24 protein-coding genes, 6 tRNA genes and 1 pseudogene are annotated in these 25,456 nt (G+C 33.4%); 5 read left to right on the top strand and 26 right to left on the bottom strand.

Features of this window, described 5'->3' with window-relative positions:
* Positions 1 to 9: 9 nt before the first annotated feature.
* Positions 10 to 336, top strand: coding sequence for a helix-turn-helix domain-containing protein (locus tag PGH12_RS16165; RefSeq protein ID WP_267598510.1), 327 nt, complete (start codon positions 10 to 12; stop codon positions 334 to 336).
* 366 nt (positions 337 to 702) lie between these two features.
* Here the strand turns inward: PGH12_RS16165 and PGH12_RS16160 are convergent.
* From PGH12_RS16160 to PGH12_RS16145, 4 genes are all read right to left on the bottom strand, one after another.
* Positions 703 to 843 (bottom strand) — tRNA-OTHER (locus PGH12_RS16160).
* A gap of 384 nt (positions 844 to 1,227) precedes the next feature.
* Positions 1,228 to 1,755 (bottom strand): DUF6584 family protein, encoded by a 528-nt coding sequence (locus PGH12_RS16155; protein ID WP_267598509.1) that lies wholly within the window; start codon positions 1,753 to 1,755, stop codon positions 1,228 to 1,230.
* Between the two features lie 185 nt (positions 1,756 to 1,940).
* Complete coding sequence (locus tag PGH12_RS16150) at positions 1,941 to 2,393, bottom strand: hypothetical protein (RefSeq protein ID WP_267598508.1); 453 nt, start codon at positions 2,391 to 2,393, stop codon at positions 1,941 to 1,943.
* A gap of 154 nt (positions 2,394 to 2,547) precedes the next feature.
* Positions 2,548 to 4,065 carry a TROVE domain-containing protein gene (locus tag PGH12_RS16145; RefSeq protein WP_267598507.1) on the bottom strand — a complete coding sequence of 506 codons (1,518 nt, stop codon included), beginning with the start codon at positions 4,063 to 4,065 and terminating at the stop codon, positions 2,548 to 2,550.
* Between the two features lie 314 nt (positions 4,066 to 4,379).
* Between PGH12_RS16145 and PGH12_RS16140 the strand changes: the two genes are divergently transcribed.
* Entirely contained in the window at positions 4,380 to 4,826 is a 447-nt protein-coding gene (locus PGH12_RS16140; protein ID WP_267598506.1) for a VOC family protein, read from the top strand.
* Between the two features lie 53 nt (positions 4,827 to 4,879).
* Here the strand turns inward: PGH12_RS16140 and PGH12_RS16135 are convergent, their stop codons facing one another.
* The 18 genes from PGH12_RS16135 to PGH12_RS16050 form a co-directional block, all read right to left on the bottom strand.
* Positions 4,880 to 5,431 (bottom strand): 3'-5' exonuclease, encoded by a 552-nt coding sequence (locus tag PGH12_RS16135; RefSeq protein ID WP_267598505.1) that lies wholly within the window; start codon positions 5,429 to 5,431, stop codon positions 4,880 to 4,882.
* A 27-nt stretch (positions 5,432 to 5,458) separates the two neighbouring features.
* Positions 5,459 to 6,004, bottom strand: a complete 546-nt coding sequence (locus tag PGH12_RS16130; protein ID WP_267598504.1) for a 3'-5' exonuclease — start codon at positions 6,002 to 6,004, stop codon at positions 5,459 to 5,461.
* A gap of 266 nt (positions 6,005 to 6,270) precedes the next feature.
* Positions 6,271 to 6,786, bottom strand: coding sequence for a DNA ligase-like domain-containing protein (locus tag PGH12_RS16125; protein ID WP_267598503.1), 516 nt, complete (start codon positions 6,784 to 6,786; stop codon positions 6,271 to 6,273).
* Complete coding sequence (locus PGH12_RS16120) at positions 6,764 to 7,297, bottom strand: ATP-grasp domain-containing protein (protein ID WP_267598502.1); 534 nt, start codon at positions 7,295 to 7,297, stop codon at positions 6,764 to 6,766. Before PGH12_RS16120 ends, PGH12_RS16125 begins: the two co-directional genes overlap by 23 nt.
* 23 nt (positions 7,298 to 7,320) lie before the next feature.
* Entirely contained in the window at positions 7,321 to 8,133 is an 813-nt protein-coding gene (locus PGH12_RS16115) for an ATP-grasp domain-containing protein (RefSeq protein ID WP_267598501.1), read from the bottom strand.
* A gap of 19 nt (positions 8,134 to 8,152) precedes the next feature.
* Positions 8,153 to 8,638 (bottom strand): ribonuclease H-like YkuK family protein, encoded by a 486-nt coding sequence (locus tag PGH12_RS16110; RefSeq protein WP_115620186.1) that lies wholly within the window; start codon positions 8,636 to 8,638, stop codon positions 8,153 to 8,155.
* Positions 8,639 to 9,080: 442 nt separating this feature from the next.
* Positions 9,081 to 9,167: transfer RNA gene (locus tag PGH12_RS16105), tRNA-Tyr, on the bottom strand.
* A 185-nt stretch (positions 9,168 to 9,352) separates the two neighbouring features.
* A tRNA-Cys gene (locus tag PGH12_RS16100) sits at positions 9,353 to 9,434 on the bottom strand.
* 385 nt (positions 9,435 to 9,819) lie between these two features.
* A tRNA-Pro gene (locus PGH12_RS16095) sits at positions 9,820 to 9,891 on the bottom strand.
* A 69-nt stretch (positions 9,892 to 9,960) separates the two neighbouring features.
* Positions 9,961 to 10,034 (bottom strand) — tRNA-Arg (locus tag PGH12_RS16090).
* Between the two features lie 32 nt (positions 10,035 to 10,066).
* Positions 10,067 to 10,134 (bottom strand) — tRNA-His (locus tag PGH12_RS16085).
* 798 nt (positions 10,135 to 10,932) lie between these two features.
* Positions 10,933 to 11,211 (bottom strand): hypothetical protein, encoded by a 279-nt coding sequence (locus PGH12_RS16080; RefSeq protein ID WP_267598500.1) that lies wholly within the window; start codon positions 11,209 to 11,211, stop codon positions 10,933 to 10,935.
* A gap of 18 nt (positions 11,212 to 11,229) precedes the next feature.
* Positions 11,230 to 12,249: a soluble NSF attachment family protein gene (locus PGH12_RS16075; protein WP_267598499.1), complete on the bottom strand. Its 1,020-nt coding sequence runs from the start codon at positions 12,247 to 12,249 to the stop codon at positions 11,230 to 11,232.
* Positions 12,242 to 13,948: a bpX3 domain-containing protein gene (locus tag PGH12_RS16070; protein ID WP_267598498.1), complete on the bottom strand. Its 1,707-nt coding sequence runs from the start codon at positions 13,946 to 13,948 to the stop codon at positions 12,242 to 12,244. Before PGH12_RS16070 ends, PGH12_RS16075 begins: the two co-directional genes overlap by 8 nt.
* Entirely contained in the window at positions 13,938 to 16,322 is a 2,385-nt protein-coding gene (locus tag PGH12_RS16065; RefSeq protein ID WP_267598497.1) for a hypothetical protein, read from the bottom strand. The genes PGH12_RS16070 and PGH12_RS16065 overlap by 11 nt, the downstream gene beginning before the upstream one ends.
* Positions 16,313 to 17,056, bottom strand: a complete 744-nt coding sequence (locus tag PGH12_RS16060) for a hypothetical protein (protein ID WP_267598495.1) — start codon at positions 17,054 to 17,056, stop codon at positions 16,313 to 16,315. Before PGH12_RS16060 ends, PGH12_RS16065 begins: the two co-directional genes overlap by 10 nt.
* On the bottom strand, positions 17,029 to 18,162 hold the full coding sequence (locus tag PGH12_RS16055; protein WP_267598494.1) for an AAA family ATPase: 1,134 nt from the start codon (positions 18,160 to 18,162) through the stop codon (positions 17,029 to 17,031). The genes PGH12_RS16060 and PGH12_RS16055 overlap by 28 nt, the downstream gene beginning before the upstream one ends.
* Positions 18,162 to 18,809, bottom strand: coding sequence for a conflict system bpX4 domain-containing protein (locus PGH12_RS16050; protein WP_503612727.1), 648 nt, complete (start codon positions 18,807 to 18,809; stop codon positions 18,162 to 18,164). Before PGH12_RS16050 ends, PGH12_RS16055 begins: the two co-directional genes overlap by 1 nt.
* A gap of 275 nt (positions 18,810 to 19,084) precedes the next feature.
* Between PGH12_RS16050 and deoD the strand changes: the two genes are divergently transcribed.
* Positions 19,085 to 19,795 carry a purine-nucleoside phosphorylase gene (gene deoD / locus PGH12_RS16045; RefSeq protein WP_267598492.1) on the top strand — a complete coding sequence of 237 codons (711 nt, stop codon included), beginning with the start codon at positions 19,085 to 19,087 and terminating at the stop codon, positions 19,793 to 19,795.
* A gap of 61 nt (positions 19,796 to 19,856) precedes the next feature.
* Here deoD and PGH12_RS16040 read toward each other — a convergent pair whose 3' ends face one another.
* The 4 genes and pseudogenes from PGH12_RS16040 to PGH12_RS19070 all read right to left on the bottom strand — a co-directional run bounded on the left by PGH12_RS16040 (position 19,857) and on the right by PGH12_RS19070 (position 21,999).
* A complete protein-coding gene (locus PGH12_RS16040) occupies positions 19,857 to 20,642 on the bottom strand; it encodes a TatD family hydrolase (protein WP_267598491.1) in 786 nt (261 codons plus the stop codon).
* Positions 20,639 to 20,956: a hypothetical protein gene (locus PGH12_RS16035; protein WP_267598490.1), complete on the bottom strand. Its 318-nt coding sequence runs from the start codon at positions 20,954 to 20,956 to the stop codon at positions 20,639 to 20,641. Before PGH12_RS16035 ends, PGH12_RS16040 begins: the two co-directional genes overlap by 4 nt.
* An 81-nt stretch (positions 20,957 to 21,037) precedes the next feature.
* Positions 21,038 to 21,688 carry a tRNase toxin domain-containing protein gene (locus PGH12_RS16030; protein ID WP_267598489.1) on the bottom strand — a complete coding sequence of 217 codons (651 nt, stop codon included), beginning with the start codon at positions 21,686 to 21,688 and terminating at the stop codon, positions 21,038 to 21,040.
* Between the two features lie 2 nt (positions 21,689 to 21,690).
* Positions 21,691 to 21,999 (bottom strand): annotated as a pseudogene (locus tag PGH12_RS19070) (DUF5616 domain-containing protein).
* 452 nt (positions 22,000 to 22,451) lie between these two features.
* Here PGH12_RS19070 and PGH12_RS16020 point away from each other — a divergent pair.
* Both PGH12_RS16020 and xylA read left to right on the top strand, forming a co-directional pair.
* The gene (locus PGH12_RS16020) at positions 22,452 to 23,942 is read left to right on the top strand and encodes a xylulokinase (RefSeq protein WP_267598487.1); all 1,491 of its coding nucleotides are present in this window, start codon (positions 22,452 to 22,454) and stop codon (positions 23,940 to 23,942) included.
* Between the two features lie 182 nt (positions 23,943 to 24,124).
* Entirely contained in the window at positions 24,125 to 25,453 is a 1,329-nt protein-coding gene (gene xylA / locus PGH12_RS16015) for a xylose isomerase (RefSeq protein ID WP_267598486.1), read from the top strand.
* Positions 25,454 to 25,456 lie beyond the last annotated feature (3 nt).

The raw sequence follows: 25,456 nt of genomic DNA, 5'->3' as shown, positions 1-25,456 counted from the left end.
ATTATGAAAATGAAACCTAATTACAGCAAGATTTATCACGATCTTCTGAAGGAACAGCATCCTGAAAAATTGAAGGATGCTAAAGTAAAAGAACTCCTGAAGAGCCTCAACACCAGCGATGAAGTAATAAAGTTTAATGATAAAATTTTTAAACAATCGAAAGAAAGTCAGGAAAACAACCAAAAACTTAGGACTTATGACAAAGAAACAATGTTGAAAATTCTGAATTATCAAAAGCAACACGGTTTCTCGAGTAACTATATTTCTAAACAGTACAAAATCAGCAGAACGACCATTGCAAAGTGGAAGAAAATCTGTGAAGACGAGATTCAATAAAATTTAAAGCGTACAACGTTGAAAATGTAGTTTTTTTTGACAAATAATAAATCAGAACTGCACGATATTCTAAAATGAAATTGGTCAGGTTCTGATTCGAAATATAAAAGTAAAAGATGAGCCCGCTAAAATGCGGGCTCATCTTGTTTATAAAAAAACAAAAGGTAAAAATCGAGAAAAGAGATTGCGGGGCATGTCTAGCCGGAGTCGAACCGGATAACCTTGCCGGAGTTACCGACTGCGCTATTCCTCCCCAATTGTGAGGCGAAGTATCTTTTCTCTACGACACTTTATATTTTAAAACAAGGCAATGATCAAAAAGTGTAGTCGTGCTCTAACCATCTGAGCTACTTTATAAAATTTCCCTTAAAAAGGCAGGACTCGAACCTGCGACCTCGTCGGTGACAGCGAAGTAACACTACTCTACGGCACTTGTTTTTATTTTAAATCAAGGTAAAAAGTATAGAATCTTTCAGTGCTTTTGCTCTACCAACTGAGCTACTTTTCCCGAAGAAAAGGCAGGGCTCGAACCTGCGACCCAAAGATTAAATATCGAAGTATGATTCTAAAACGACACTTGATTTGTATGTTTTATATTATTTCTAAAATTACAAGGCAAATTCTGATAAAAGCTGTCTTAAAAATTGTCTAGCCACTCGACCACACCTTTCGGCGAAAGGATTCGAACCTTTGTAAAATAACGAAGTAACTCTTATCAACGGCACTTGTAAGTAATTTTAAATCGAGCAAAATTTTGAAAGAGACTTTTTTCAATTTGAATTCGAAGGAACTCTTTCTTACGGCATCGATTATTTTAAGTTTTGTTTGTTCTTGTTTTTTTGTTACAGCAAATTACATTATCAGTACGCAACCTTTTTTCGCAGTTGAAATTTATTTTAAAAATAAAAAGTTTATTATTTCTAAAAGCTTTACAAATCCTAAGATTGGAAGCAAAATAACTCCTCCAATGAACAAATAAAACCCGACATTACTAAAAAAGCCATTTTTAGATTCCGTATAATTTCCTTTTTCTCTGTTTTTGGGTTTAAAGTCAGGAATGCGTTTTGTTTTCTTTAAACTGTCAGATTCCAATTCTTTTAAAGTATTTTGAGCGAAGTCTGAAAGTTGAGTTTTATTTCCACGAAAGACAATATCTTTTAAGATAGCATTTCCTGAGTTACTGAAAGACTTTCTGTATATTTCAACCGCTTCTTTCATTTCGAAATTCTGCGGTTCAGACAAGATCCAATATTTTCCGGCTTCATCCTTAAATCCAGAATCATAATAAAGCTGAGCCAATTTTTCTCTCAACAAAATATCATCTGGAAATTGATTAATCATATTTCTCAATCTGTCACAGGCCTTTTTCTTTCTGCCTTCTTTAATATCCTGTTCAATTCTGTGTAACATATTTCCCATGAATTATATTTTAATTAAAAACCAAGTAACAAGTTATAAGAGTTCTTGAATGTTGTTCACATTTTAAGTTTGACGATGGAACTCTTATTTTACGACATTGGTTATTAAAACCGAACAATCTGACGAAAAGACTCATTTTTCAATTGGAAGTCGAAGAATTTCTTTTCTTACGCATCGGTTATTTGTTAATCTTCGTATTTAAAATAGAGAAGGTATTTATTCTTATCTCCTACTATGAAAAAATATTCGTAGTAAATTCCCAATTCATAGTATGTTTCATTGGAATCACTAAACTTTGAAGTTAAAATGTTTTTAATATTTATCAAATTATTTAAATCTCTAAAAAATAATTCGATAAAAACATTTTCTCTTCTCTCACTAATTTCCAACTTAATGATTTCTCCATTTTTGAATAACCATTTTTTTAGAGATTTTTGAAATTCTCCGATACTGATATTTTCAATAGTAAATAAACATTCTTCTTGAAGATGAAATTTATTTCTCAAAAAAATAGATTCATCTTTGTCTAATTCCATTTCAATTATTTCATATTCATAAGATAAATTACAATTTGGAGTATTTAAGTCTGCATATGTGTATAAAATGCCTTTTATAAGATCTAAAGTAATATTTTTCATGTTATAATTTTTATTCCTAGCCCCGATTGAAGTGACATCCTTTTTCTGAAATGGCTTTAAAAAAAAGTGCTGGCGAAAAAGATATAGCGGAAAGCGGGATTAGGCTCCTAAAAAAATTAATGGTTATTAGTTTTATTTTTAAAAGCAGTGCCTTTTACAGCACTACTTTTTTAATCATTTCTACACCAGACTTTCGGTCTTCCAGAGCATTCAGTACGTCGAAAATTTTGTCGGACCAACCTGCAATAAGATACACATCATTTTTTCTGACATCCAACGGTTGTTTTCCGTAACCCGTCAAATCAAAAATATACAATTTTGCATTTGGATTGAAACTTTTGTATTGATTCCATGAATTTTCGAAAGAATTTCTACCACCATTGCTATCCCAAAGCTGAGTATCGGTGAACAACATCACTTTATCTACTTTTTCTCTTTTTCTGATCAAATCTTCGATCACCAAATAACCGTTTGTGGAGTAACCCACTTCACCTTCCCGCTTGTAGAAAGCATCTACGTTTCTCAGGATACCATTTTTAGGCATCGGAACTCTTTTCCAACGATCACCAAAAATACCCGTAACTACATTTTTGCACTGCGACTGCAACATCATCGACATGAGCAAACCGATATCGTACAACAAAACCTTAGATTTCGCAGAAACAGGCTGTTGCATCGAACCCGAAACGTCTGCCGCAATCACCACCGAAGTATCGAAACCAAAACCTTTGATGTTTTTTGCACTCACCATCACCGCATCTTCCAATGCTTCCAAAATTGATGACAAATAGGGTGAATCGATCGTTTTCAATTCTCTATACGCAGACAAAAATCTGAATGGCAATTGTTTTGAATTTCTCACCGCCTTTTCGTCTGACAGATAGTTGCACACTTTGAACATTGCATCTGAAGAAACCTTAGCTTCTAAGATATTTCGCAAGTTTCTCAACGTTGCCATATAACCTAGTTTGTTACTGAAAATCAATTCTTCCCATTTGTTTTTGAAAGCTAATCTTCTTTCTGCTTCATCGGCAAATTTTGTCTGACCCAAAACTGAAAGTTCAACTTCCCAAGTGTATGGAGTTTCCAACGAATCATTTACGATTTTGTTGAAAATTGCCTGCTGATTTTCGTCTTTTGCTTTCGGGTGAACCAAAAACAAAGCGTCTTTCAAAGTAACTTCTGCTTTTCTGTTGTATTTTGCAAATTGATATTCATCAAATTTATTGAAAGATTTCACCAAACCTTTTTGGATCTGTTTTGAAAGTCTATTCAACTTTTTAGTATCCGTTCTTTCGTTGGCCAATTGGTAATACGCCAACAATTCTGTGATTTCGTCTGCTCTTTGAATAACACCGTCAACGGTTCTGCTTACCAAGTCTGTACCTGAAGTCTGTTTCGCCAATTCGGTAGTCAAAACCAGTGGAATTGAACGCAAATACATATCTTTTCTTGCATAGATTGCCAATTTTGCTACGAATTCAGGATCGTTTTTCAGAATCAAAGCTTGGATTCTCGCCAATCTGTCATTTCCTTTTTCATAGGTTGCGTTTGATAATCCTGTTGTAACAACAGCACTGTATAGTTCTTCTGCAGGTGTCATTGTATAAGCTTTTGCACCTTCGTAGTTCATGACTACTTTATTCTCTTTTCTTAAAAAATTAAATTTCATGGTTACTGTTTTTTTGTTAAACATTCGGAAGATTATCACTTCCTCTCTGATTTCTTATGCAAAGTAATGACGATATTGCGCAGTGTTTTTGCGTAGTTAATTTTTTTGTGAAAAAGTTTTTATTTTTTGACTTAAACATTAATGACACAAATCTTTACACTAAAAAAAACACGAATTTTGATTGTGATATTTGTGAAAGTATTAGTGTGATTTGTGTTTAGATAAAATCTATCATTCATTTTACATAAAGGAATCGACAGTTTCAGGTTTTTGGAAATCCGTTGTCTAGCTTTGTGTATATTAAAATGTAAACTATGATAAAAGGATTATATGAAACTCACGTACAGGTTAACAATTTAGAAAACTCAATAAAATTTTATACTGAAGTTTTAGGTTTGGAATTTGCTCATCATGATGGAAACCGTCCGATTGCATTTTTATGGATTGGAAAAAATAAAGAAGCCATGCTTGGTTTGTGGGAGCAAAGGGAAAATTTACAAACTAGACATTTTGCTTTTTCTGCTGATAAAGAAGATATTTTAAATTATTCCGTTGAGTTTTTAAAAAATAAAAATTTAAAACCTTACAACTTCCTGAAAGACGGAATTGATAAACCAATGGTTTTTGCGTGGATGCCTGCGTTAGCGATTTATTTTAATGATCCGGACGGAAATCAACTGGAATTTATTTCGATTTTGGAAGGAGAAGGAAGACCTGACTTGGGTGTACTTTCTTACGAAGAATGGTTGGAAAGAAAATAAAAAAACTTCCTTTTAAAAAGAAGTCATCATTATTTAATTATTATGTACCGTTTTTAATATTGCTTCAGGCACCAATGTAATATTTTTGCAATGTTTTTTGCATCATCCACACCTCTGTGATGTGTCCCTTCAAGCTTGAAATTTAACTCACCCAAAGCTCTCGCCATTCCAACGCTTTTCCTGACGGTCGGATGCGTTTGCCCGAATAATGTTTTCACATTGATATGATCATCACTCAAAGGATAATCTACATTGAATCTTCTTGCCTGATTTTTAAGCATATTCAGATCATAGTTTCCGTAACTCGCCCAAGTCAGGTCTTCGGAATCGTATTCTGCTCGTAAAATATCTAATGCATCTTCGAGTAAAACGCCTTCTTCATCTAGCATTTTCTGAGTAATGGAAGTCAGTTCTGTACAAAACGGACTTACTTTTGAATATTGAGGTTTCACTAGGATTCCTTCATTTTGCGAAATCTCACCGGTTTTTGCATCCATAATGCAAACGCCGATTTCTATGATTTCGCTTTCCTGTCCTCTTGGCGGGCGGTCGTCCCAGCATGTGGCTTCGAGGTCTATAATTAAAATTTTATCTGTTGTTTTCATTTTTTTAAATTGTTTATTGTTAAAAATTTACTGCAAAATCTCTCTCAAAATTTTAGCAGCATTGTAAGCATCATCTGCTCCGCTGTGATGATTTCCTTCAAAATTCATATTCATAGCTATAAGAGCTCTTTTTAAACCCATCATTTTGTAAAGTCCATTATAGGCTTTAAACTGATGCATAATGTTAATATAATTTTCGGAAAAAGGATTTTCGATGCCGAGATAATCACACTGTTCCATGATCTGCTCTTTATCAAAATTTCCAAAACCTGCCCAAGTAAGCCAAGTTGAATCATATTCATCCCTTATTTTCTCGCAAGCTTCTTCGAAATGAATTCCTTTTTCTTTTATTAGCTGCGGAGTTATTCCGGTCAAATCTGTACAAAATTGGTTGATTTTAGATCTTTCCGGAATGACGTAAATGCTTTGTTTCTTGGAAAGTACTTTTGTTGTTCTGTTTAATTCGCAAATTCCTATTTCTATAATATCGACTTTTTGACCAGGTGGAATTCTATCGTTTTCCCAACAAGTCGCTTCTAAATCGACGATTAATATTTTGTCTGTTGTTTTCATATTTAACTATTTTATTCTACATATTTTTTCAGTCATCTACATTTGGTTTTAAAAATTGGAGGAGAAAGCGGGAAGAAATACCCTGAAAAGAATTGCTGCTGAAGCTCTGCAAAGATAAAACCATTATACGCATTGTATTTACGCAGTTAAAAAATAATCTTCAAAAAATAATCTAAATTATTTTAATGATCTGCCGTAGAAAGTATTTAGGCTTCAATTTTGTTTTAATATTTACATCAAAAAGTTTCGATAATAAATTACCGAAACTAAACTTTAAGAGTCATCAATTCTTCTTTTATAACATCGATGACCAAAGAATTCAACTTTTTGTTGATCCTTTTTTGTTCTTCTTTTTCTATTGTAGTGAAAACTTTCGGAAAATATTTTTCAAAATCCTCTAAAATATCCTGTGTAAAAAGACCAATCACTTTCCCAATCATTTTGGGTTCAAATTCACCAATTTTACTGACAACATTATTCAATCGGTTTGCAGTTGCATATTTTTTAATTTCTTCCCAAATATTCTGAGCATTTTCACTGAAACGAACTTCATTTTGAATTGCCCTGTCTTTCCTAACCATTTTAGATTTCTCAGTCCACTTTTCGTTTTTATTTTTTAAAATGACTCTTGAGCCGTTTCCAAAATATTTAGTTTTCAAAGTTTTAAGGATCGTTCCTTCACACATATTATTTTCGATTTCCGGTAATCCCAACCAGGCCGGAATTTTAGAATCGAAAACATTAGAGAACTTCAAAGCCTCATCCAAAGTCCCTTGAAACAAGATTTTTGCATAGAAAAATCCGGTTTCGTTTTGCTTCAGAAATCTGAACTAAAGAATCTTTTGTAATTCTGTTTAATTGATTTTTTAATGATTCAAAAACGAAATCTTTCCATTCTGCTTCTGTGAAAACTTTTCCTGTGAAAATTTTAGCTTCATTGTAAGGTTTAATGAATTTTAGTTCATCTTTTTCCCAAATCAATTCTTCTGAAATCTTGTGAACCGAAACTTTATGATTCAAAAGGTTTTCACCATAATATTTAGAATACACTTCATACAGATGATTTCCTCCGTAAAAAGAACCTGGAAACCAATTGGTATTCTGTTTTGCCAATCTTGCAATCGTTACCGAACCATACACGAAAACATCTTTTCTGTCTGTTTCGAAATCTATTTTCCTTGCAGTTGGCGGAATATTAATTACATGATAATCAATATTTAATTCTTCCAAGGCATCAAAAATTTTGTAATGATCGGGATCTAAATATACATTAGCCTGAACTAAAAAATACATGGTTATTAGTTTTTAAAGGTTTTTTATTTACTTTTTACAATACCTGATAATTCCAGTTTTGCATCTTCAGGAAACCCTGAAAGACCGGGAATATCGTTGTATTCTAAAATCACTTTTTCTCCGTTTTCTGTTTCCAGAACATCAATGGCAACAATATCTGCTTTGATATTTTCCTGTAACAGTTTTACTTTTTCTATCCATTCTTTTTCCGGCTCGATGATTTGATATTCTTGGGTTAAAGAATTGGCTTTCCAATATTTGCCTTTTCTTTTCATAGCCCAAACTCTATCATTTATTGCCAGATAACGAATGTCATATTTATAGTTAATGAATGTCTCTGTTGTGATATAATCCTGATGAATAAATAGCAAATCTTTCAGTTCTTCCCATTGTTCTTCGGTTGAAACCAGACTTTTTCCGTATCCACCGTGATGATTTCCAACTTTAACCACAAAAGGAAACTGCATTTCCAGATTTTTCAGTTGAGTTATATTGGTTGCTACGTTAAAATCAATAACAGGTAATCCAAGTCTTTTCAATCTATTTAACATTGATAATCTTTCGTACCCCATTAATAATGTTGAAGCAGAATTCACACAAGCAACACCTGAATATTCAATTAATTCCAAAATATTTCTGTGTTTTGCTTCAGGATTTATAGCCCCCAATCTCCAAAAAATCACATCCGGTTTGCAGACTCCATCTGCATCAATCACATACAATTCAGCATCTTTTACGATAAATTCGGATGTATGAACTTTCTTCTGAACTACATTAAATCCTGCAAAATAATCTTTCCAGTATTGTTCTCCATTAATGATTAAAATTGTTTTCATTTTTTTTATTTTTTGAAAATTACACCATCATATCAGCACAATTGGAACTTGCGAATGCGTAAGGTTTTGCTTTAAATATATAACCCATTCCCAAAATATATCCCATTGCGTCTTTCAAAGCAACGTTGGATTTGAAATCCGGATCGGTATTAATGTCTGCGTGTACCTCCATTTCCACATCATATGTTTCCAGAATAGAGCAAATGGCGTAGGCAATTTCTACGGATTTGTTGACCTCGTTCAACATTCGCTCTTTGATACTGATATTCTGTATTTCTCTTTCTTTTCTGATAAAGGTAAACGCTCCTTTTCCCTCACGAATAAAGACCACTGCCGTAGCATAATTAATGGCGTCACCATAAACGTGGGAGTCTGAACCCACACACACTTTCAGTCGATGTCCATTTGCTTGTTCGCGAATGATGGCTTCTTCTACCAACTGTGTGATAGAGTTTTGGAAAATTTTTCCGGTCATATTTTGCCATGTTTGTTGTTGCGTTTCCATTTTTTCTACATGTTTTAAATTTGTTTTATTTAAATTTTTACTAATTATTATATGAATATCTGTAATCCGGCAGAGTGCTTATTTTAGCGCAAAGTCCGCAAAGATTTTTTTTAATACTAACTGCTATTTAAGTTCGCAAAGGCGTTTCACTCAGCTAAGAACACAAAGCCTTTTTCAATAATGACAGATAATTGTTGATTCATCAGGACCCAAACCCTTATTATCTGCTCGAAAGGCAGGCGTCCTGAACCGTTACACGAATAGAGCATTATTTTTTTGAATTGTGAATAGTCAATTTACTTTGTAGTCAATCTATAAATTAACTTTCAGAGCAAAATTTACCGTTCACTTATTCACTTTTTTGACCATCTGACTAGGAATCGAACCTAAACAACAAGAGTACATTTCCTGCATGCTGCCATTACATTATCAGCGGTTTTTATGGTGGAAGTAGTAGGATTTGAACCTACTCAGCAATGAAGCAACAGATTTACAGTCTGCCCCGACTCTCCAACTTCGGCGTACTTCCTTTTTTATAAATGATAATTGATAAGAGATTAATGATTTTCATTCTAACTTCTAATCTCCAGCATCTAACTTCTTTTTTGTGAAGAAAAACAAAGCCTGTCTTTAATTTTTTAGTTTGATATAAGAACTTCTGCGCTCGACAAACTTTTACTTTTTCTTCGGAACTAATCTCATTTTAGTTATTTGAGATGGTTATGGGATTTAAACCCACTCAGCTTACGCAACGGTTTTGCAGACCGCCCCGACTCTTCCACTTCGGCGAACCATCATTTTTATGAGTAATCAATAATGGATAATGAGTAATTTTCACCATATTGATTATTCTTTTTTATTTAAATTTTCATTAAAAAATAAAGCCTGTCTTAATTTTTTATTTGATATAAGAACTTCTGCGCTTTGACAAACTTTATTTTACCTAAAAATTTATATTATGTTTAATTAATTTCCATCTTTTTATTTATTTGAGTTAAGAAAAAGCCTGTCTATATTGTGTTTTTGGCGTAAAGATCTTCTGCGCTCGACAAACCTTTTCTCTTCTCTTTTGAAACAATTAATTGATCTGAATCGTAATTGTCAATTCGCTTTACTTGTCAATTTTTAAAAATTCACCTGTGAAACAAAATTCAGTTTTGACTATTACATTACTTTCTTCGTCTGAAAAATAGGATTCGAACCTATGACCTCCCGCGTCCAAGGCGGGTAAACAACCACCGTTATCTTTCCAGTTTTTCAGATTCACTTCAAATTCTTTTCCGAGAGACAGTCGGATCGGGAATTTTTCCGTGAATCTTTTGTAATTCCGAGAGGGATCGAACCTCTAACCTTCGGTTTAGAAAACCAACGCTCTATCCAATTGAGCTACGGAATTTTAAAATTCTTGTGAAGTAAAATTCACACTTTTGGGTATCTCCGGGGATCAAACCCTGTTCTCCGGTTCCACAGACCGACGCTTTACCAAATAAGCTAAAGAAACCATAAAAAAAGCGCCTCTTTTCGGGAGGCGCTTTATATATTTTGACGTGTCAGTTCATTAACTGACGCATTTATATAAGCACCTTTTATCCACAAATTCACTATCAAGAATACACGCAAGTCCCATCGGCTCTTGTCCGTGTTGTCTTGAATACTGATTAGATATGTTATGTAATTGTTTCATTATATTCTTGTTTAAAATTGTTTTTTTGAAAAGATTAAAAACGTATTGCTTTAATTTTCGGTTGCAAAGTAAGTATGAAATTTTTTAACTCGCAAATTTATTTTTCAATTAACTATTTGAAAATCAGTTAATTATAATTCAAATTTAGAATAGCGAATTTCTGTCCGTAATACATTACAGATATCTTAATTACCTAAATGACTGTCTCTCATCGGGTTATTGATCACGTTTTATTTTCTTATTAATTGTTCATTGTTGATTAAATATTTTTCACTTTTATGGTTATTTTTTTTCATTCTAAATAATTTCTGCCCTTAAAACACAAAAAACGCCCCGATCATCGAGGCGTTTCTACAGTATTTTGATTAAATTTTTACAAGTTTACAGTAAATAATTTTCAAAGCAAGCACATTTCGCCTCATCCAATATCATCCATTCATATCCAAACGATCCCTTTATTGCAGGGCGATCGCATAGATTTAAACTGATATGTGCTCTTTGTATTGTCATAATTATATTGGTGCAAAGATAAATGTTTTTCTTATTTCTTTAATTAATTTTATAATTGACAGATAAGAAATGATAGTCTACAGAACTTTCGTCACTTATTTTATTGATCCTTATTTTTGTTCTCTTCTTCATTTATTAATTTATCTGATTCTTCAAGATCAGGAAGCAAACTTCCTTGATAATCATATAAACTTTTATGTTCAGAAGTTGAAATGATTACTATTTCTTTTGCCTCTATTAAAGAAAAATTGGGGAAAATTTCTCTAATTTTCTTAATTGCAAACAATGGAGATTTATAGTTAGATATTATTTCATCTACAATTTCGTAAACGTTTTTTCCTTCGTGACTAAAATGAAAATATTTATTAGAGTTATCCATCTAACGATTTTTATTCAATCAATTCCTAAACATCTTATTCCGTCCCGTCTTAAACCTCGAAATATCTTTTAAAATCACCTGATCATCAGGATTGAAATGTTTTAATTCATTGACGATTTCAGAACGGGTTGCTACTTTTTCGGCGATGATTTCGTAGGCGATATTTCTTGTTGTATTTTGAAGTTTCTGATCTTTTTTAAATTCATATTTAATGGCTTCAAGATAAGTAATCTTCTTATCTGAAGGTGTTTTCTCGTACAATTCCTGGATCTGCTGATCGAGTTTTTTAACATCAAAAATATTTGCAAAATAATTATTCAGACAATTGAAAGCATCACGATCTTCTTCCCAACCTTTTAACAAAATTTTCTGAGCTTCATCCGGCATTTCCATTTTTTTACGGTAAATCAATGAGCCTTTTACTATCTGATTGTTATTCACATAATCGTCTACAACCATTTGATAATAATTGTTCGAATTTTTTAGATCATTAATTTGTCTGTACAGATCACCAACTTTTTCTTTTTGTTCGAGCTCTTTATACAAATCGATTGCCTTTCTGTACTGCTTTGCTTTTTCGTAACAGTTTGCTGCTTCAGATTTATTTTTTAACTTTTTAAGATAAATAGCCGCTGCTTCATTATAAAAACCTCCGTTTTCCAAAGTTTTTGCACCTCGGTAATTATCTTGGAGAAGATTCATGTAAACTTTTGCAGCTTTTCTATAATCTTTTTCGTCGATATATTTTTTTGCAAGGTCTTCATATTTATTTCTGATTCGGTCGAAAAGTGAACTTTCAACGTAAGAACTTCCACCTCCACCGTGACGGCCGCCTACTCCCGAATTTTGTTTTTCTTTATCCTTTAAAGCAGTAATAACAAGAAGAATGATCACCGCCACCACTATGAAAATCAAAAGATTTCCTATCACACTCCATAATGTAGCATGAAATAACTGAGTCAAAATTCCGATCACTTTAAAAATAACCAGAATAAAGAATGCCGCCATGAATTTATCTATAAACTTCTGTCTATTCATCTTTATCTGATTTTAAAATAGTTTTGTCTTCGCTGAAAAGACGGTAAAGAAGCAACACAACACCAATAATTAGAATCCACACAAACCAATTGTAGCCGAACATTTCGATCAAAGGATAAAAAATATAAGCCAACATTGCTAAAAGCACAATGACAAGAAAAATCTTGATTCCGTTGGGAACATTTTCGCCTCCGACATTCAAAGATTTTCTTTTAACGATGAATGAATACAACCCGACAACTCCTGTCATAAAAATAATCAGCCAAATAATTTCAGAGAAAGAAATGTCGTTTTTCGAATAGGGTTTTTCGCTCTCTAATGTTTCAACTATTTTACCTTTGTTAAGATCAATTGGTGGTTCAATGATCTCTTTTGTCCCGTAAAGTCGGCCTAAAGAATCTTCAATTAAAACCTTTTTCTTTTTTAAAATGGTTTTCACAATTCCATGATCGGCAGGTTTTCCGGAACTTATTTTGTTTAAAGAATCTGTAATTTTCTTCCTGACTTTTACTTCGTTTTGAACTAAATATTTTACGATTTTTTGACGGTAGACTCTTTTCAAAGAATCTGTTGCAGTTGTAATTTTATTTTCTATCGAATCAGCTTCTTTGGAAATTTTTTCAATAGATTTTCCTCCATTTTTCAGATATTCTTTATAACTTTCTTCTTCAGTATTTCCTGTAAGAAGCATTAATCTCTCAGTGGCTAACTCATTCCGTTTTCTTCCAAACATAGAATCGATCTTCAAATCAATATCTGTAACTCCGGATCGATACGCGATAGTAGGATTCATCATATTTTTATCAGCCTCAGAAACTTTCCCGGACGAAGCCATCGGAAAATTTTTTGCATCATTTTTTTTGTTTAGATATATTGAAATTCTTACCAACCCAATAATGATCAGAAAAACCCAAAATACCCAACGGTATTTTATAGAATACGTCGACTTTTCTCCGTTTATAGAATTTCCGCCGAATAATTTCCCGAACCATGAATTTCCAAACATGAATTTTGCAAAACCATCACCTCGGGAAGTTCCCGTAACATCTAAAGGAATTCCTAGATCTACAGCTCGATCTGGATATTTTTCGATGTATTTTAAATATTTCTCAATCTCTTTTTTATTTCCAGCCATCAATTTTTTTAAGTCAAATGGAAGATTTTTCATCCATTCTTCTTCGGTTTGCGGTTTTTCAAGAGCTTCTAAAACTTTCTCATCATCCATTTCAACCGTATAACTCTCAATTTTCTGAGGGATTTTTACACCATTTTGAGGTTTTCGGATTTTATCTTCGGACTGTTTCGGATTTTGAATAATGGAAAGCCAATCAATTTCTTCATTGAGCTTTACCAATCCGAATTCGGGATGCATGATTAAAAATTCAGCATCGATATTTTGCCATTCTTCAGGATTGATTTTTGGATAAAAAGTCGTGTTTTCAGGAATGAAAAATTTGTGATCGATACACTGAAAATAAGAATTTCTCCCGATTTCGTTGGGAGCGTTATTTTCAAAAATTAAAAAACATCCATACAAAACATTCGGTTCGTTGGAAGGAATCGGATAAGACTGAATCTGATTTAAATCTACACCCAAAATTTCCATCTCCTGAAGCCAAGTAAATGGTGAAGAACCCTTTATTAAAAGTCCTTTTTTCGGATGATTATTTTTCGGAAAAGGTTTTATTCTAAGTTCCATGTTCCAAAATATGTTTAATAAAAGCTTCCATATAATCAGAATACATTTCGTCCATTTCTCTTACTTTCAATTTTGAATCTTTCGGTAGATAATATTCTGAACCTCCAAATTCTTTTTCTGTCGCTAAAGCCATAAATCCGTAATGAACAGAAGGCATATAAAATGTTGGAATATTTTTGTTGCTGCTTTTAAAAGCAAGCATTCCGCGATGATCTGTTATGACTTCACTTCCATCTTCAAAAGCAAATTTATTTTTGTTCTGACTTGCTAAAACTTCAATTTTCTGAAGATTTTTACCCAAATAATAGACATTTTCAGTATGAAATTCTAACGCAAAATTCGAAATAATAAATTCTTCAGCATCATTAATTCCTATTTTGGTAAAGTTGTTTAAAATTTTCGCACCTCTGTCTTTTAATTTATTAAGTTCTGTTTCGCTTTTGATTCCATTTTTTAAAATTTGTTGATCATTTTCAACTTCTTCAATAGAAAGATGACCTTCTAGACTAATCATGAAAATCTTTGGGGCATCAAAATTATATAGATAGAAATTTTTATTAAAATAAATTAAATGAAAATTTATAGGAATATTTTGTCCCGTAAGATTTAGTTCAGAATACTCTTTTGTATTTAAATTCAACTTGGAAAGAATTTTTTTATCTTGCTGAAATTGAGCCAGAATATAATTTCCAGCTTTATTTTTGGCTAAGGCAAATTGACCTTTTGGTTTTACTGAAATATTTTCAATAATAACTTCGCATCCTTTTTGGGTACTAATATTTTGATAGATATTTTTATTATAATAATTATCCGACAGATACGTTTTCAGGAGTTGTTTTTTATTGCTTAAAATATAGAAATCTCCTTCATATAAAAATGTTTTAATTCTCTCTTTTGGAGTTGGAAATAATAATGGATAATTCTTTGGAATATTAGTTTTAATCTGGTTTCCCTGTACATTTATCGTCTTGTGTTTTGGCGGATTTGCCCACAATTCCTTTAACGGAAGCATAATTTTGTGAATATGCTTTCTCGTTCCTTTATGGTGCTTGTAAAAATTCAGTTCGCCATCAGAAGAAGTTGTTACCAGAAATTTTAGTCGATCTCTGTTTTGGTGAATGACTTTTTGAAGTTTTTGATGGGCTAAATTTTCCTGATTTGTAATAAAAAAAACTTCCAGATCTTTTCCTCGATGCTCTTCAGTAAAGAACTTTTCAAGTGCATGAGAAACCTCCAAAACCGGACTCACCTGATTCAGATTTTCTATCACTTCATCCAATTTATCCAAAGAAATTGGCACATTGGTTTGTCCTAAAGCAAAAACTTTACATTCCGAATGCGCTTTCGGATGTTTGATCACGGCAATCGCCGAAGCAAACGCCAAAATTTTCGGAGTTCCCCAATTTTTCAGCGAAGTATCAATCAAAATAATCCTTTCAAAAATATTTTCCTCAGGCGGAATTTCTCTTTGAATGTACAATGCTTCGTTATTGGCAACACGGTTCATAAAAACCTCATCTTCGTTGGCAAATTCCGACAAAAGCATTCTGTGAAAATCGCCTTTATTGGTCATATCAGAAATTCCTCCGATTGGCTGTTCGCCGGGAGAAAGGTGTCGCATCGGGATTTTCAGACCGCTCCAGATTCTTTTAATCAAACTACCGATTTGGAAAGTTTTTGGATCTTCAATTAATTCTTGGATAAAATCTTTATCCGTTTCTACGGTGGTTTCTTCCTGTACAACTTCATCTTCCAACTCTGGAATTTCAGTAATTCCCTGCATCGCTTTGATGATGGATTCTGTTGTAGGAAATTTTGAGCCTAATATTGCTAGTGTTCGAATATCTTTTATGATAACCGAATCTTGCAATTCCTTTTTATTTGCTGATTCTGCGATGATATGCGATTTTTTAGCATACATTCTTAACAACAAATTCGAATTAACAGATGAAGCAACGACAGGTGAATGAGCAAAAACAGTTTGTAAAAGAATAATTTTATTTTGTCCTTTTTTATATTTGTTTGCTAAAGTTCTTAGATTTTCTAAAAATTTAATTCCTTCATGAATGTTCAGTTTTTCAACATCAATATAATTTAATTGAACTCTTTTTAAATGATAAAGAATTCCATCTAAATTTAAATATCCCTCTTGTGTAGCATACAATAGAAGAAGCAAAGATCCAAAGGGCGGAAAACCTTGCGGTTGTAATTGTTTTAAAACTTCAATAATATAAGGCCTATAAGCAATTGCTCCTACATTTGGAATCGAAATGAGATTGTTTTCATTATATCCTGTATCGTCTGGAACATCCTCATCAGTCGTCCATTCCCAAAAATAATCTTTATATGACTGAAAATACGATACTAACTCCATTCCTTTGCTTTTTCAGTGAGACGAAATGAACTAACAGACAGTTTTCTAAAATCTTCCTTATTGAGATGCAAAACACTTCCGTTTTCGTTCCATAAAAGCCATTGTTCCTGAGTTGCGTTATATTTTCTTTGCAATAAATAACTCAAATTTTTAAATTCAAAATCAAAACCTGTCGGTAAAAGATGATTGTCTTTCGTCCAATACGTTTTCCCCGGAAAACTCAATAATGGGTTTCCTATAAATAATGCTTTATCATTAATGACAATCCAATCCAGTTTTTCCAATTTGAATTTCGGAATTTCTACAATTCTGTCTTTAATTTCAGAAATTGAACTTAATAATGCAATTGCAGGTTGCTCTTCTTCGCTTGGTTTTAGCTTAATTTCAACATTTTCATCAATTCCAAAAAAATTATTATTTGAAATCGGAAAAGTTAGTTTTAAAGCTTTATCAATCGGCATCCAAAGCATAGCCGTGCTTACTTTTTTACTGGGAACCAAAGCATCTTTTCTGAATAAAAGTCCTTCTCTTAATTCGTACAGCAAAAAATTGGGCAATTGATGAATTTCCGACGAAACAGCTTGTTCATCGGTAAAACCTTTCAGCCAAATTACTTCATCATCTGAAGCGATCTGAACATTTTTCCAGTCACGAATTGAGCCCAAAAAATCTTCATCAATTCGCGGAATTTCTGCCCAAAATTCTTTTATACTGTCTGAAGAATCTTTTGCCATAGATTTTCGATTTCTGTTTGAATATATTTTTTTTGCTCAGGATTTCTGATCCAGTCGCAACGCGTTTGCAGGTATCTCAATTTATCTTTAATGACATTTTGCTCTTCAAAAGTAGATGTTCCGCTTTCCCATTGATCAATGAGAATTTTCACATCTTTCATTACTTCCTCCGGATTCGGAGCCTTGTTTTGTAAAGCTTGCGGATGCGATTTCGGATGGTCGTCTTTTTCAATCGTTCTGTTGATAATTCCTTCCAGAATTTCTATCTGTTCTTGGGTGTCCCAAATGTGTTTCAAAACCCATAGATCAGAAAGAATCGCTTCATTTCTACCACAAATTAATGCACTTGCAGCAATCAGATTTTGCAGTTTTACCGCTCTACGGTCGGAAATTGCAATTCCTGTATTTCGAAGATTGATAATTGTATTTAAATATACTTCGTAAATCGGTTTTAAATCAATCGTTTTACACAAATTTTGAAGTTCTTTGATTTCGTTTGAAAGAATTTCAGGAGTTTCCGTTTCGATATTATTTTCGAGTTTTCTTCCAGCTAAAAGTACCTGTTGAAGAAGATCGGGATGCACATAATCAACATTAATTCTGATCAGAAAACGGTCGAATAACGCATTCAACGCTTCATCTTCAGGAAGAACGTTACTTGCTCCTACAAACATCAACGCAGGAAGATTTTTTGTTTCTTTTCCTCTTTTGAAAATCTTTTCGTTCAAAGCCATCAAAAGCGAATTCAGAATTGCTGAGTTTGCATTGAAAATCTCATCCAGAAAAACCATTGATGCTTCTGGCATCATACCTTCTGTGTTTGTGAGAAGCTCACCCTCTTTTAATTTTCTAATATCAAAAGGTCCGAAAATTTCATTTGGTTCTGTAAAACGTGTCAAAAGATATTCGAAGTTTTTGCCATCTTTTACGGTTTTTGCTAAAGTTCTTACAATAGCGGATTTTGCGGTTCCGGGAGGTCCGTACAAAAATGCGTTTTCTCTTGCCAGTAAGCAAATTCCAAGTAAATCAACAACGTCGTTTTTTCCAACGAATGTATCCTTCACATAATTAAGAACGGTATTAAGTTTTGTGATATTCTGAGTCATTATTTTTCTTGAATTATGATTTTTAATTCTCTCCAAAAAGCATCTTTATACATTCCAAATTCACCGATCAATAATTGATTGATAAAAGGAATTTCAGCTAAGTTATAAGCTTTCTTTTCGACAATTCTTTCGAGATATAATTTTCGGTAGGTTTTGTCTTTTAATTCTTCTTCCCAGTTTATTTTTTCCAAATTCAGATCAAAACCAATTCCTGAGTAATGAAAGTTCTGTAAAATATTTTCTAAGATTTTCACCAAAGGATCTTCGGAATCTGCATGCTGTAAAGCAGAGATTATTTGCGGTAAAAATCTCAGCGATAAATCTGCTGATAAAATTGAAGAGATATTTCGGATTTCTTTTAATTCCGGAATTAATATGTTCAAATCTTTCGCCGTATTTTCTCTTATCATATACAGTTGTACAGAGTGATACAGCACTTTTGCTGCCCAAACTGCAGTTTCTTTATTGCAATCGATTTGATCAGATAAATACTCTAATCTTTCTTTTTCAAATTCGGTTTCAAAATAATTCCCCGCATCCTCGTCTTCCTTTTTTGTAATCTCTTTTAAATCTGAAAAAACGGTAATGCATTCTTCTTTTCGAAGAAGAAATATCGTATCCAACAATGGGGATTTGGTTTCCATCATCTAACAAAAATAGAAAATATTCTTTCTGAAATATCAATTTAAATGATAACTTAATCATTAATTTAAATTGCTAAAAAATCACGAATTGACAAAAGTGGTACTCATTAAATAATTGTATCCCAAAACCCTAGCCCCGATTGCAGAGGAAATCCTTTTTTGAAAAAAAAAGATTGAAACGGAAAGCGGGAATAGCTTCAAAAAAATTCAAGCGGGGTCATAAATTAACCATTCACCTTTAACATATTTGTTATCTTTGCACCATTCAAAATAAAATTATGAGTGTTCACATCAGTGCAAAAAAGGGAGAAATTGCTAAAGTGGTATTGCAACCCGGAGATCCGCTCCGAGCAAAATATATCGCCGATAATTTCCTGGAAAATGCAAAATTGGTAAGCCAGACGAGAGGTATTTTCTATTATACAGGTATTTATAAAGGCAAGGAAATCACTGTTGGAGCCAGCGGAATGGGTTTTCCAAGCATAGGAATTTATTCTTTTGAACTGTTTACAGAATACGAAGTTGATACCATCATCAGGATCGGAACTTGTGGAGCTTACACTACTGATCTGAAAGTTTTTGATCTTTTAAATGTCGAAAACGCAGCAAGTGAAAGTACTTACGCAAAATTTGCCTGGGAAATTGAAGAAGATATCATTTCTCATCAGGGAAATATTTTTGAAATCATTAATCAAACCGCAGAAGAATTATCTTTAAAAGCGAAAGCCACGAACATTCACAGCAGCGATATTTTCTACAGAAAAGATCCCAATATTCCGTCAATTGCCACAAAATACGATTGTCCGGCTGTAGAAATGGAAGCTTTCGGATTGTTTGCCAATGCAAAATATTTAGGAAAAAATGCTGCGACAATTCTCACGGTTTCGGATATTATTCCGACTCATGAAAATATTTCAGCCGATCAAAGAGAAAAGGCTTTGAAGCCAATGATAGAATTAGCTTTAGAATCAGCTTGGAAAAGCATTTAAGCAACTATAAATTTTAAAACTTCATAAAAAAAAGCTTTACATTGATTTGTAAGGCTCTTTTTTATATTTTGAAAAAGTTTCGGGCGACTTCTGTCGTTTCATCTGCGACCTCGGAAATACTTATTTTTTTGAGATGGGCAATTGTTTGGGCAACAAAAGGCAAGAATTTTGGCTCATTTCGGCGGCTTTGCATTCTCGGAACATTTTTCGGAAGCATAAAAGGTGCATCGGTTTCAATCATCATTCTGTCAAGTGGAACATATTTAATGACTTCTTCCAAATGTTTAAATCTTTTATCATCACTGATTGCTCCTGTGAATCCTAAGTAAAATCCTTTGTCAAGATAAGTCTTAGCTTCATTTAAAGTTCCCGTAAAACAATGGACAACGGCTTTGGGGAGTTTTGATAAATATTCGTCTGTAATTTCATTAAATCTTTTAAAAGCTGATCTTTCATGGAGAAAAAGAGGTTTAGCAACTTCAATCGATAATTCGAGTTGAGCACGATAACATTTTTCCTGAATGGATCTTGGTGAAAAATCACGGTCAAAATCTAATCCGCATTCTCCGACCGATACGACGTGGTCTTGTTTTAATAATTTCCCTAATTCATTAATGCTTTCGTTGTTAAAAGATTTTGCATCATGAGGATGAATCCCTGCTGTTGAAAATAGAACATCCTGATAATGTTCTGCTATTTCAGCTGATTCTTTGCTTCCCCGAACGCTTGTTCCTGTGAGAATCATCAAGTGAACTCCGGTAGCGAGGGCAAAATTGATAATCTCATCGTGTTCGTTGTTGAATTGTTTATTGGTTAAATTAATACCAATATCTATAAATGTGTTCATTTTTTGTTTGTTTTATTGATTAAAAAATATCTTGTTACGTTTGCTCTTTTTATTGAGTCTTTAAAAGCTTTTTCAGAATAAAAACTTCTGTAATTCGAATGTGTTTTGCCGTAAATCTCTTTTGTGATTTTAGTCCAAATTAGTTTTCGTTTTTTCTTTCTTTGTTTAAAAAATTTAATGGTATCACTTAGTTGGTTTTCAATTTCAGATTTTTCAGTTCTCCTCCATTTTTTATTTCCACACTTTTTCAGATAAGATCCGATTTTTCCATATTCGAAGCTTCTGAAAGTTCCTTTGTTGTAAGTGTTTTTCATTATTTAAATCATAAATCTGTAATTTAAAATGCCAAACATAAAACATCAGTACGCAATCTTTTTACGCAATAAAATATTTTTTCATTTATTAATAAAAGTCTCCAAAAAACCGATCAGTCGAGTTCCGTCTTGACTCCAGCGAATTCCGTGACCGTCTTTTTCTCTGATTTCGTAGACCAATTCGTGTTTATAGTGATAGAAAACATTCCACCACGTTTTATTTTTAATGATATAAATGATTTTCTCCATCACTTTCTGTTGTTTTTGCTGATTGTTTCCTTTTACTTCACCCCAAAATTCGTCATCCATTCTTCCAACATGTTTTTCCCAAGCTCTTTGAGCCGTGCTGACTTCATCATTAAAAGGTTTTAGGCAACTTTCAATCAAAACATTTTCAAGTGGCGGAATTGCATTTTCATCCCGCAAACTTGCAGATGTGAGACGTTGTCCCAAAATATCCAGCCAATTTTCAAATGGAATCTCTTCTAAAAGTTTTGTTTTAAGCTCATCAGAATTTTCATTTTCAAGAATGTCAATAAAACTTTTGAAACTTTCTGATCGGTCAAATTTTATTTCCTCATTGAAATACGGAAGTTCCCAATCTAGTTTTTTTTCTTTAAAAGCTTGAATATTTTTACTCATACTTTCGAGATGCTCAACGTCCAAAATTCTACCGAATTTTTCTTTCCATGAATCTGAAAACAACGAAATATATTTTTCAAATAAATTCATCACTAGAACATTTTTACCAAATTAACAGAAAGTTTTTCTTCTTTAATCAGAAATCCAACGAGATTAAACCAACTCTCAAAATGATCCAAAATCCATGCATCTGAAAAAGCTGAGATTTCAGCATTTTCAACTAAATATTTATCCGGATTAAACTCTAATTCAACTTCCCAATCATAATATTTTCCTGAGCGAAGTTGAGAATTATTTGTTTAATTATTCCATGTTCCATAAACTCCGGAAAGATCCTGAAAACAACCATCTAAACCCTGAAAAATATATGCTTCGGAAAGTAAACTTTCCAGTAAAATCAAAATATTAAAACCATCAATATGAATTGTTTTATTTTTAAATCTGAAATTTCTAACTATTTTTAATACTCTGAACTGCTAATTTCAGCTTCTCCAATTCTCTTTTTGGCTCAAATAAAGCATCATCTCCCGTGTTTCTTCCACGATTTCTGTTGTTCATATTTCAAAAATATAATATTTCTTTTAATAGTTTCAAAATAGCAAAATAAGCTTTTATGCAATCCATTAACTCTAATTTAATATGCAAGCGACCATTTCAGGGAAAAATATTATCGTAAAAATCATTCATTGTAAACTACCTTATCATAAATATAACGATAACCGACCTTTTGAATAAACTTGAATTTCAAAGACTTGGAAGCGTTTATTATCATTAAAAATACGGTATTAATAAAAAAAATATTGATTATATGATAAAATTATTACATTTAGACGCTAACAATTATTAATTAATAATGAAGTTTATAGGATACGATGTCGGGAGCTCATCGATAAAAGCATCCATTGTAGATGAAAAAGGAAAAGTAATTGCTCACGCAAAATATCCGGAAAGCGAGATGTCCATTGATTCGCCAAAAATCGGCTGGGCAGAACAAGATCCGGAACAGTGGTGGCAGAATTTGAGAATTTTGACTCAAAAAGTAATTGCGGAAAGTCACATTGATAAAAATGAAATCAAGGGAATCGGTATCTCTTATCAGATGCATGGTTTGGTTTTAGTTGGAAATGATAAAGAAGTTTTACGTCCGTCGATTATCTGGTGTGACAGCCGCGCAGTTGAAACCGGTGATAAAGCTTTTGACGATTTAGGTGAGGAAATTTGTATGAATAAACTTTTGAACTCACCAGGAAATTTCACCGCTTCAAAACTAAAATGGGTCAAAGAAAACGAGCCAAAAGTCTATGAAAAAATCTGGAAATTTATGCTTCCCGGAGATTTTATTGCTTTAAAATTAAGTGGTGAAGCAACGACAACGGTTACCGGATTGTCAGAAGGAGTTCTTTGGGATTTCCAGAAACATCAGGCATCAAAAACATTGTTGAATCATTGGGGAATTGATGAATCTTTGGTTTCAACAGTTGTAGACAATTTCACTGAGCAATGTGTAGTTTCAAAACAGGGTGCTGAAGAAAGTGGTTTACCGGAGGGAATTCCAATTCTGTACAGAGCAGGAGATCAGCCGAATAATGCATTGTCTTTAAACGTAATGAATCCTGGAGAAATCGCTGCTACAGGCGGAACTTCTGGCGTGGTTTATGGCGTGACAGACAATATTCACTCTAAAGAATCTGTGCGTGTAAACAATTTTGCGCACATTAATCATACGAAAGACCAGCCGAGAATCGGAAAAATGCTTTGTTTAAACGGTGCGGGAATTCAGTACAGCTGGCTGCGTCATCAGGTGGATCAGAAAAGACATTCTTACCAAGAATTGAATGATTTAGCTTCACAAATCCCCATCGGATCAGACGGAATTATCGTTTTACCGTTTGGAAATGGCGCTGAAAGAGTTTTAAAAAATAAAGATATTGGTTCATCTACTTATAATGTGAATTTTAACCGTCACAAAAGTGTTCATCTGTTCAGAGCCGGATTGGAAGGTATTGCTTTTTCTTTTGTTTATGGAACAGAAATATTAATGAATGACGGACTACAAAAAGGAATTATTAAAGCAGGTGGTGACAATCTATTCCGCTCTTCATTGTTTGCGCAATCGATTGCAACATTATTGGATACGGAAATTAGAATTTTTGACACGACGGGTTCTACCGGAGCAGCAAGAGCAGCGGCAATCGGAGCAGGAGCTTTCGAGACACTGAATGATATTTTAACTGAAAAAGACATTACCACGACGTACATTCCGGATTTTAAAAATATGGATTTGTACAGGGAAAATTATGGTAAGTGGAAAAATAAACTGGAACAAGTAATAAGTGGCTCTTAGTTTCGATTACGATGAATTAGAGTTCATTTGATACAATAACAAACTCGCAGCCCGACTTGAACGGAGCTCTTTTTCTGAAAAAAGGATGGAAAATGCGCTGGCTTTTCAGAAAAAAGAGGGAGTGGAAGGCGGAAATAGCTGCCCAAATTAAAAAAATAAATTAAAAATATAAAATCAAAATAATGGCAATTACAACAGGAAACAAAGAGTATTTTAAAGGAATAGATAAAATCAAGTTTGAGGGAAGAGAGTCAGACAATCCGCTGGCATTCAAATTTTACGATGAAAATTTGGTGGTTCGTGGAAAAACGATGAAAGAATATTTCAAGTTTGCTTCTGCTTACTGGCACACGTTCTGCGCAACAGGTGGCGATCCGTTCGGTGCAGGAACTCAGCAATTTGATTGGTTAACTGCCTCTGATGCGAAACAAAGAGCGACAGAAAAAATGGATGCTGCGTTCGAATTTTTCACAAAATTAGGCGTTCCTTATTACTGTTTCCACGACTACGATTTGATTGACGAGGCTGACAATTTCATCGAATCTACAAAAAGATTAGAATTCATTACCGATTACGCTAAAGAAAAACAGGCGGCTTCTGGCGTAAAATTGCTTTGGGGAACATCCAACTGTTTCTCGAACCCAAGATTTATGAATGGTGCGGCAACCAATCCTTCATTTGATGTTTTGGCTTACGCAGGCGGACAGGTGAAAAACGCTTTGGATGCAACTATTAAATTAGGTGGAGAAAACTATGTATTCTGGGGTGGTCGTGAAGGTTATATGTCACTTTTAAACACTAATATGAAGCGTGAGCAGGAGCATATGGCGAAGTTTTTACATTTGGCTAAAGATTATGCAAGAGCTCAGGGTTTCAAAGGGACTTTCTTCATCGAGCCAAAACCGATGGAGCCTACAAAACATCAGTACGACTTCGATGCTGCAACTTGTTTGAATTTCCTTCGTCAGTACGATTTATTAAATGATTTTAAATTGAATCTTGAAGTAAACCACGCAACTTTAGCACAACACACTTTCGAGCACGAGCTTCAGGTTGCGGCTGATAATAATGTTTTAGGAAGCATCGATGCGAACAGAGGTGATTACCAAAACGGTTGGGATACAGACCAGTTCCCTGTTGACCTGTATGAAATGACTCAGGCGATGTTGGTGATTATCCAGGCTGGAGGTTTCCAAGGTGGTGGAGTTAATTTCGACGCTAAAATCAGAAGAAATTCAACTGATCTTGAAGACATCTTCATCGCGCACATCAGCGGAATGGACAATTTTGCAAGATCTTTCTTGGCTGCTGATAAAATTTTAGAAAAATCAAAATATTCTGAGATCAGAACCAACAGATATTCATCTTTCGACAGCGGAAAAGGGAAAGATTTCGAAAACGGAAGCTTATCTTTAACTGATCTTGCCACTTATGCTCAGGGATTAGGCGAAGTTGGCAGAGAAAGTGGAAAGCAGGAATATCTTGAGAGTATTATCAATCAGTATTTATAATTT

The sequence above is a fragment of the Chryseobacterium sp. CY350 genome (assembly GCF_027945075.1).
GTDB lineage: Bacteria > Bacteroidota > Bacteroidia > Flavobacteriales > Weeksellaceae > Chryseobacterium.
The sequence above is the reverse complement of the archived record's forward strand: the minus strand, read 5'-3'. Positions and strand labels throughout refer to the sequence as shown.

What these genes read in the sequence shown, in the direction of transcription:
- PGH12_RS16135 (WP_267598505.1), bottom strand. Translation starts at nt 5,431, where the DNA reads ATGAAAACAACAGATAAAATTTTAATTATAGACCTCGAAGCCACATGC.
- PGH12_RS16060 (WP_267598495.1), bottom strand. Translation starts at nt 17,056, where the DNA reads ATGGCAAAAGATTCTTCAGACAGTATAAAAGAATTTTGGGCAGAAATT.
- PGH12_RS16110 (WP_115620186.1), bottom strand. Translation starts at nt 8,638, where the DNA reads ATGGAAACGCAACAACAAACATGGCAAAATATGACCGGAAAAATTTTC.
- PGH12_RS16120 (WP_267598502.1), bottom strand. Translation starts at nt 7,297, where the DNA reads ATGTATTTTTTAGTTCAGGCTAATGTATATTTAGATCCCGATCATTAC.
- PGH12_RS16165 (WP_267598510.1), top strand. Translation starts at nt 10, where the DNA reads ATGAAACCTAATTACAGCAAGATTTATCACGATCTTCTGAAGGAACAG.
- deoD (WP_267598492.1), top strand. Translation starts at nt 19,085, where the DNA reads ATGAGTGTTCACATCAGTGCAAAAAAGGGAGAAATTGCTAAAGTGGTA.
- PGH12_RS16055 (WP_267598494.1), bottom strand. Translation starts at nt 18,162, where the DNA reads ATGACTCAGAATATCACAAAACTTAATACCGTTCTTAATTATGTGAAG.
- PGH12_RS16020 (WP_267598487.1), top strand. Translation starts at nt 22,452, where the DNA reads ATGAAGTTTATAGGATACGATGTCGGGAGCTCATCGATAAAAGCATCC.
- PGH12_RS16035 (WP_267598490.1), bottom strand. Translation starts at nt 20,956, where the DNA reads ATGAAAAACACTTACAACAAAGGAACTTTCAGAAGCTTCGAATATGGA.
- PGH12_RS16130 (WP_267598504.1), bottom strand. Translation starts at nt 6,004, where the DNA reads ATGAAAACAACAGACAAAATATTAATCGTCGATTTAGAAGCGACTTGT.
- PGH12_RS16040 (WP_267598491.1), bottom strand. Translation starts at nt 20,642, where the DNA reads ATGAACACATTTATAGATATTGGTATTAATTTAACCAATAAACAATTC.
- PGH12_RS16140 (WP_267598506.1), top strand. Translation starts at nt 4,380, where the DNA reads ATGATAAAAGGATTATATGAAACTCACGTACAGGTTAACAATTTAGAA.
- PGH12_RS16145 (WP_267598507.1), bottom strand. Translation starts at nt 4,065, where the DNA reads ATGAAATTTAATTTTTTAAGAAAAGAGAATAAAGTAGTCATGAACTAC.
- PGH12_RS16075 (WP_267598499.1), bottom strand. Translation starts at nt 12,249, where the DNA reads ATGAATAGACAGAAGTTTATAGATAAATTCATGGCGGCATTCTTTATT.
- PGH12_RS16070 (WP_267598498.1), bottom strand. Translation starts at nt 13,948, where the DNA reads ATGGAACTTAGAATAAAACCTTTTCCGAAAAATAATCATCCGAAAAAA.
- PGH12_RS16030 (WP_267598489.1), bottom strand. Translation starts at nt 21,688, where the DNA reads ATGAATTTATTTGAAAAATATATTTCGTTGTTTTCAGATTCATGGAAA.
- PGH12_RS16115 (WP_267598501.1), bottom strand. Translation starts at nt 8,133, where the DNA reads ATGAAAACAATTTTAATCATTAATGGAGAACAATACTGGAAAGATTAT.
- PGH12_RS16150 (WP_267598508.1), bottom strand. Translation starts at nt 2,393, where the DNA reads ATGAAAAATATTACTTTAGATCTTATAAAAGGCATTTTATACACATAT.
- PGH12_RS16065 (WP_267598497.1), bottom strand. Translation starts at nt 16,322, where the DNA reads ATGGAGTTAGTATCGTATTTTCAGTCATATAAAGATTATTTTTGGGAA.
- xylA (WP_267598486.1), top strand. Translation starts at nt 24,125, where the DNA reads ATGGCAATTACAACAGGAAACAAAGAGTATTTTAAAGGAATAGATAAA.
- PGH12_RS16155 (WP_267598509.1), bottom strand. Translation starts at nt 1,755, where the DNA reads ATGGGAAATATGTTACACAGAATTGAACAGGATATTAAAGAAGGCAGA.
- PGH12_RS16080 (WP_267598500.1), bottom strand. Translation starts at nt 11,211, where the DNA reads ATGGATAACTCTAATAAATATTTTCATTTTAGTCACGAAGGAAAAAAC.
- PGH12_RS16050 (WP_503612727.1), bottom strand. Translation starts at nt 18,809, where the DNA reads ATGATGGAAACCAAATCCCCATTGTTGGATACGATATTTCTTCTTCGA.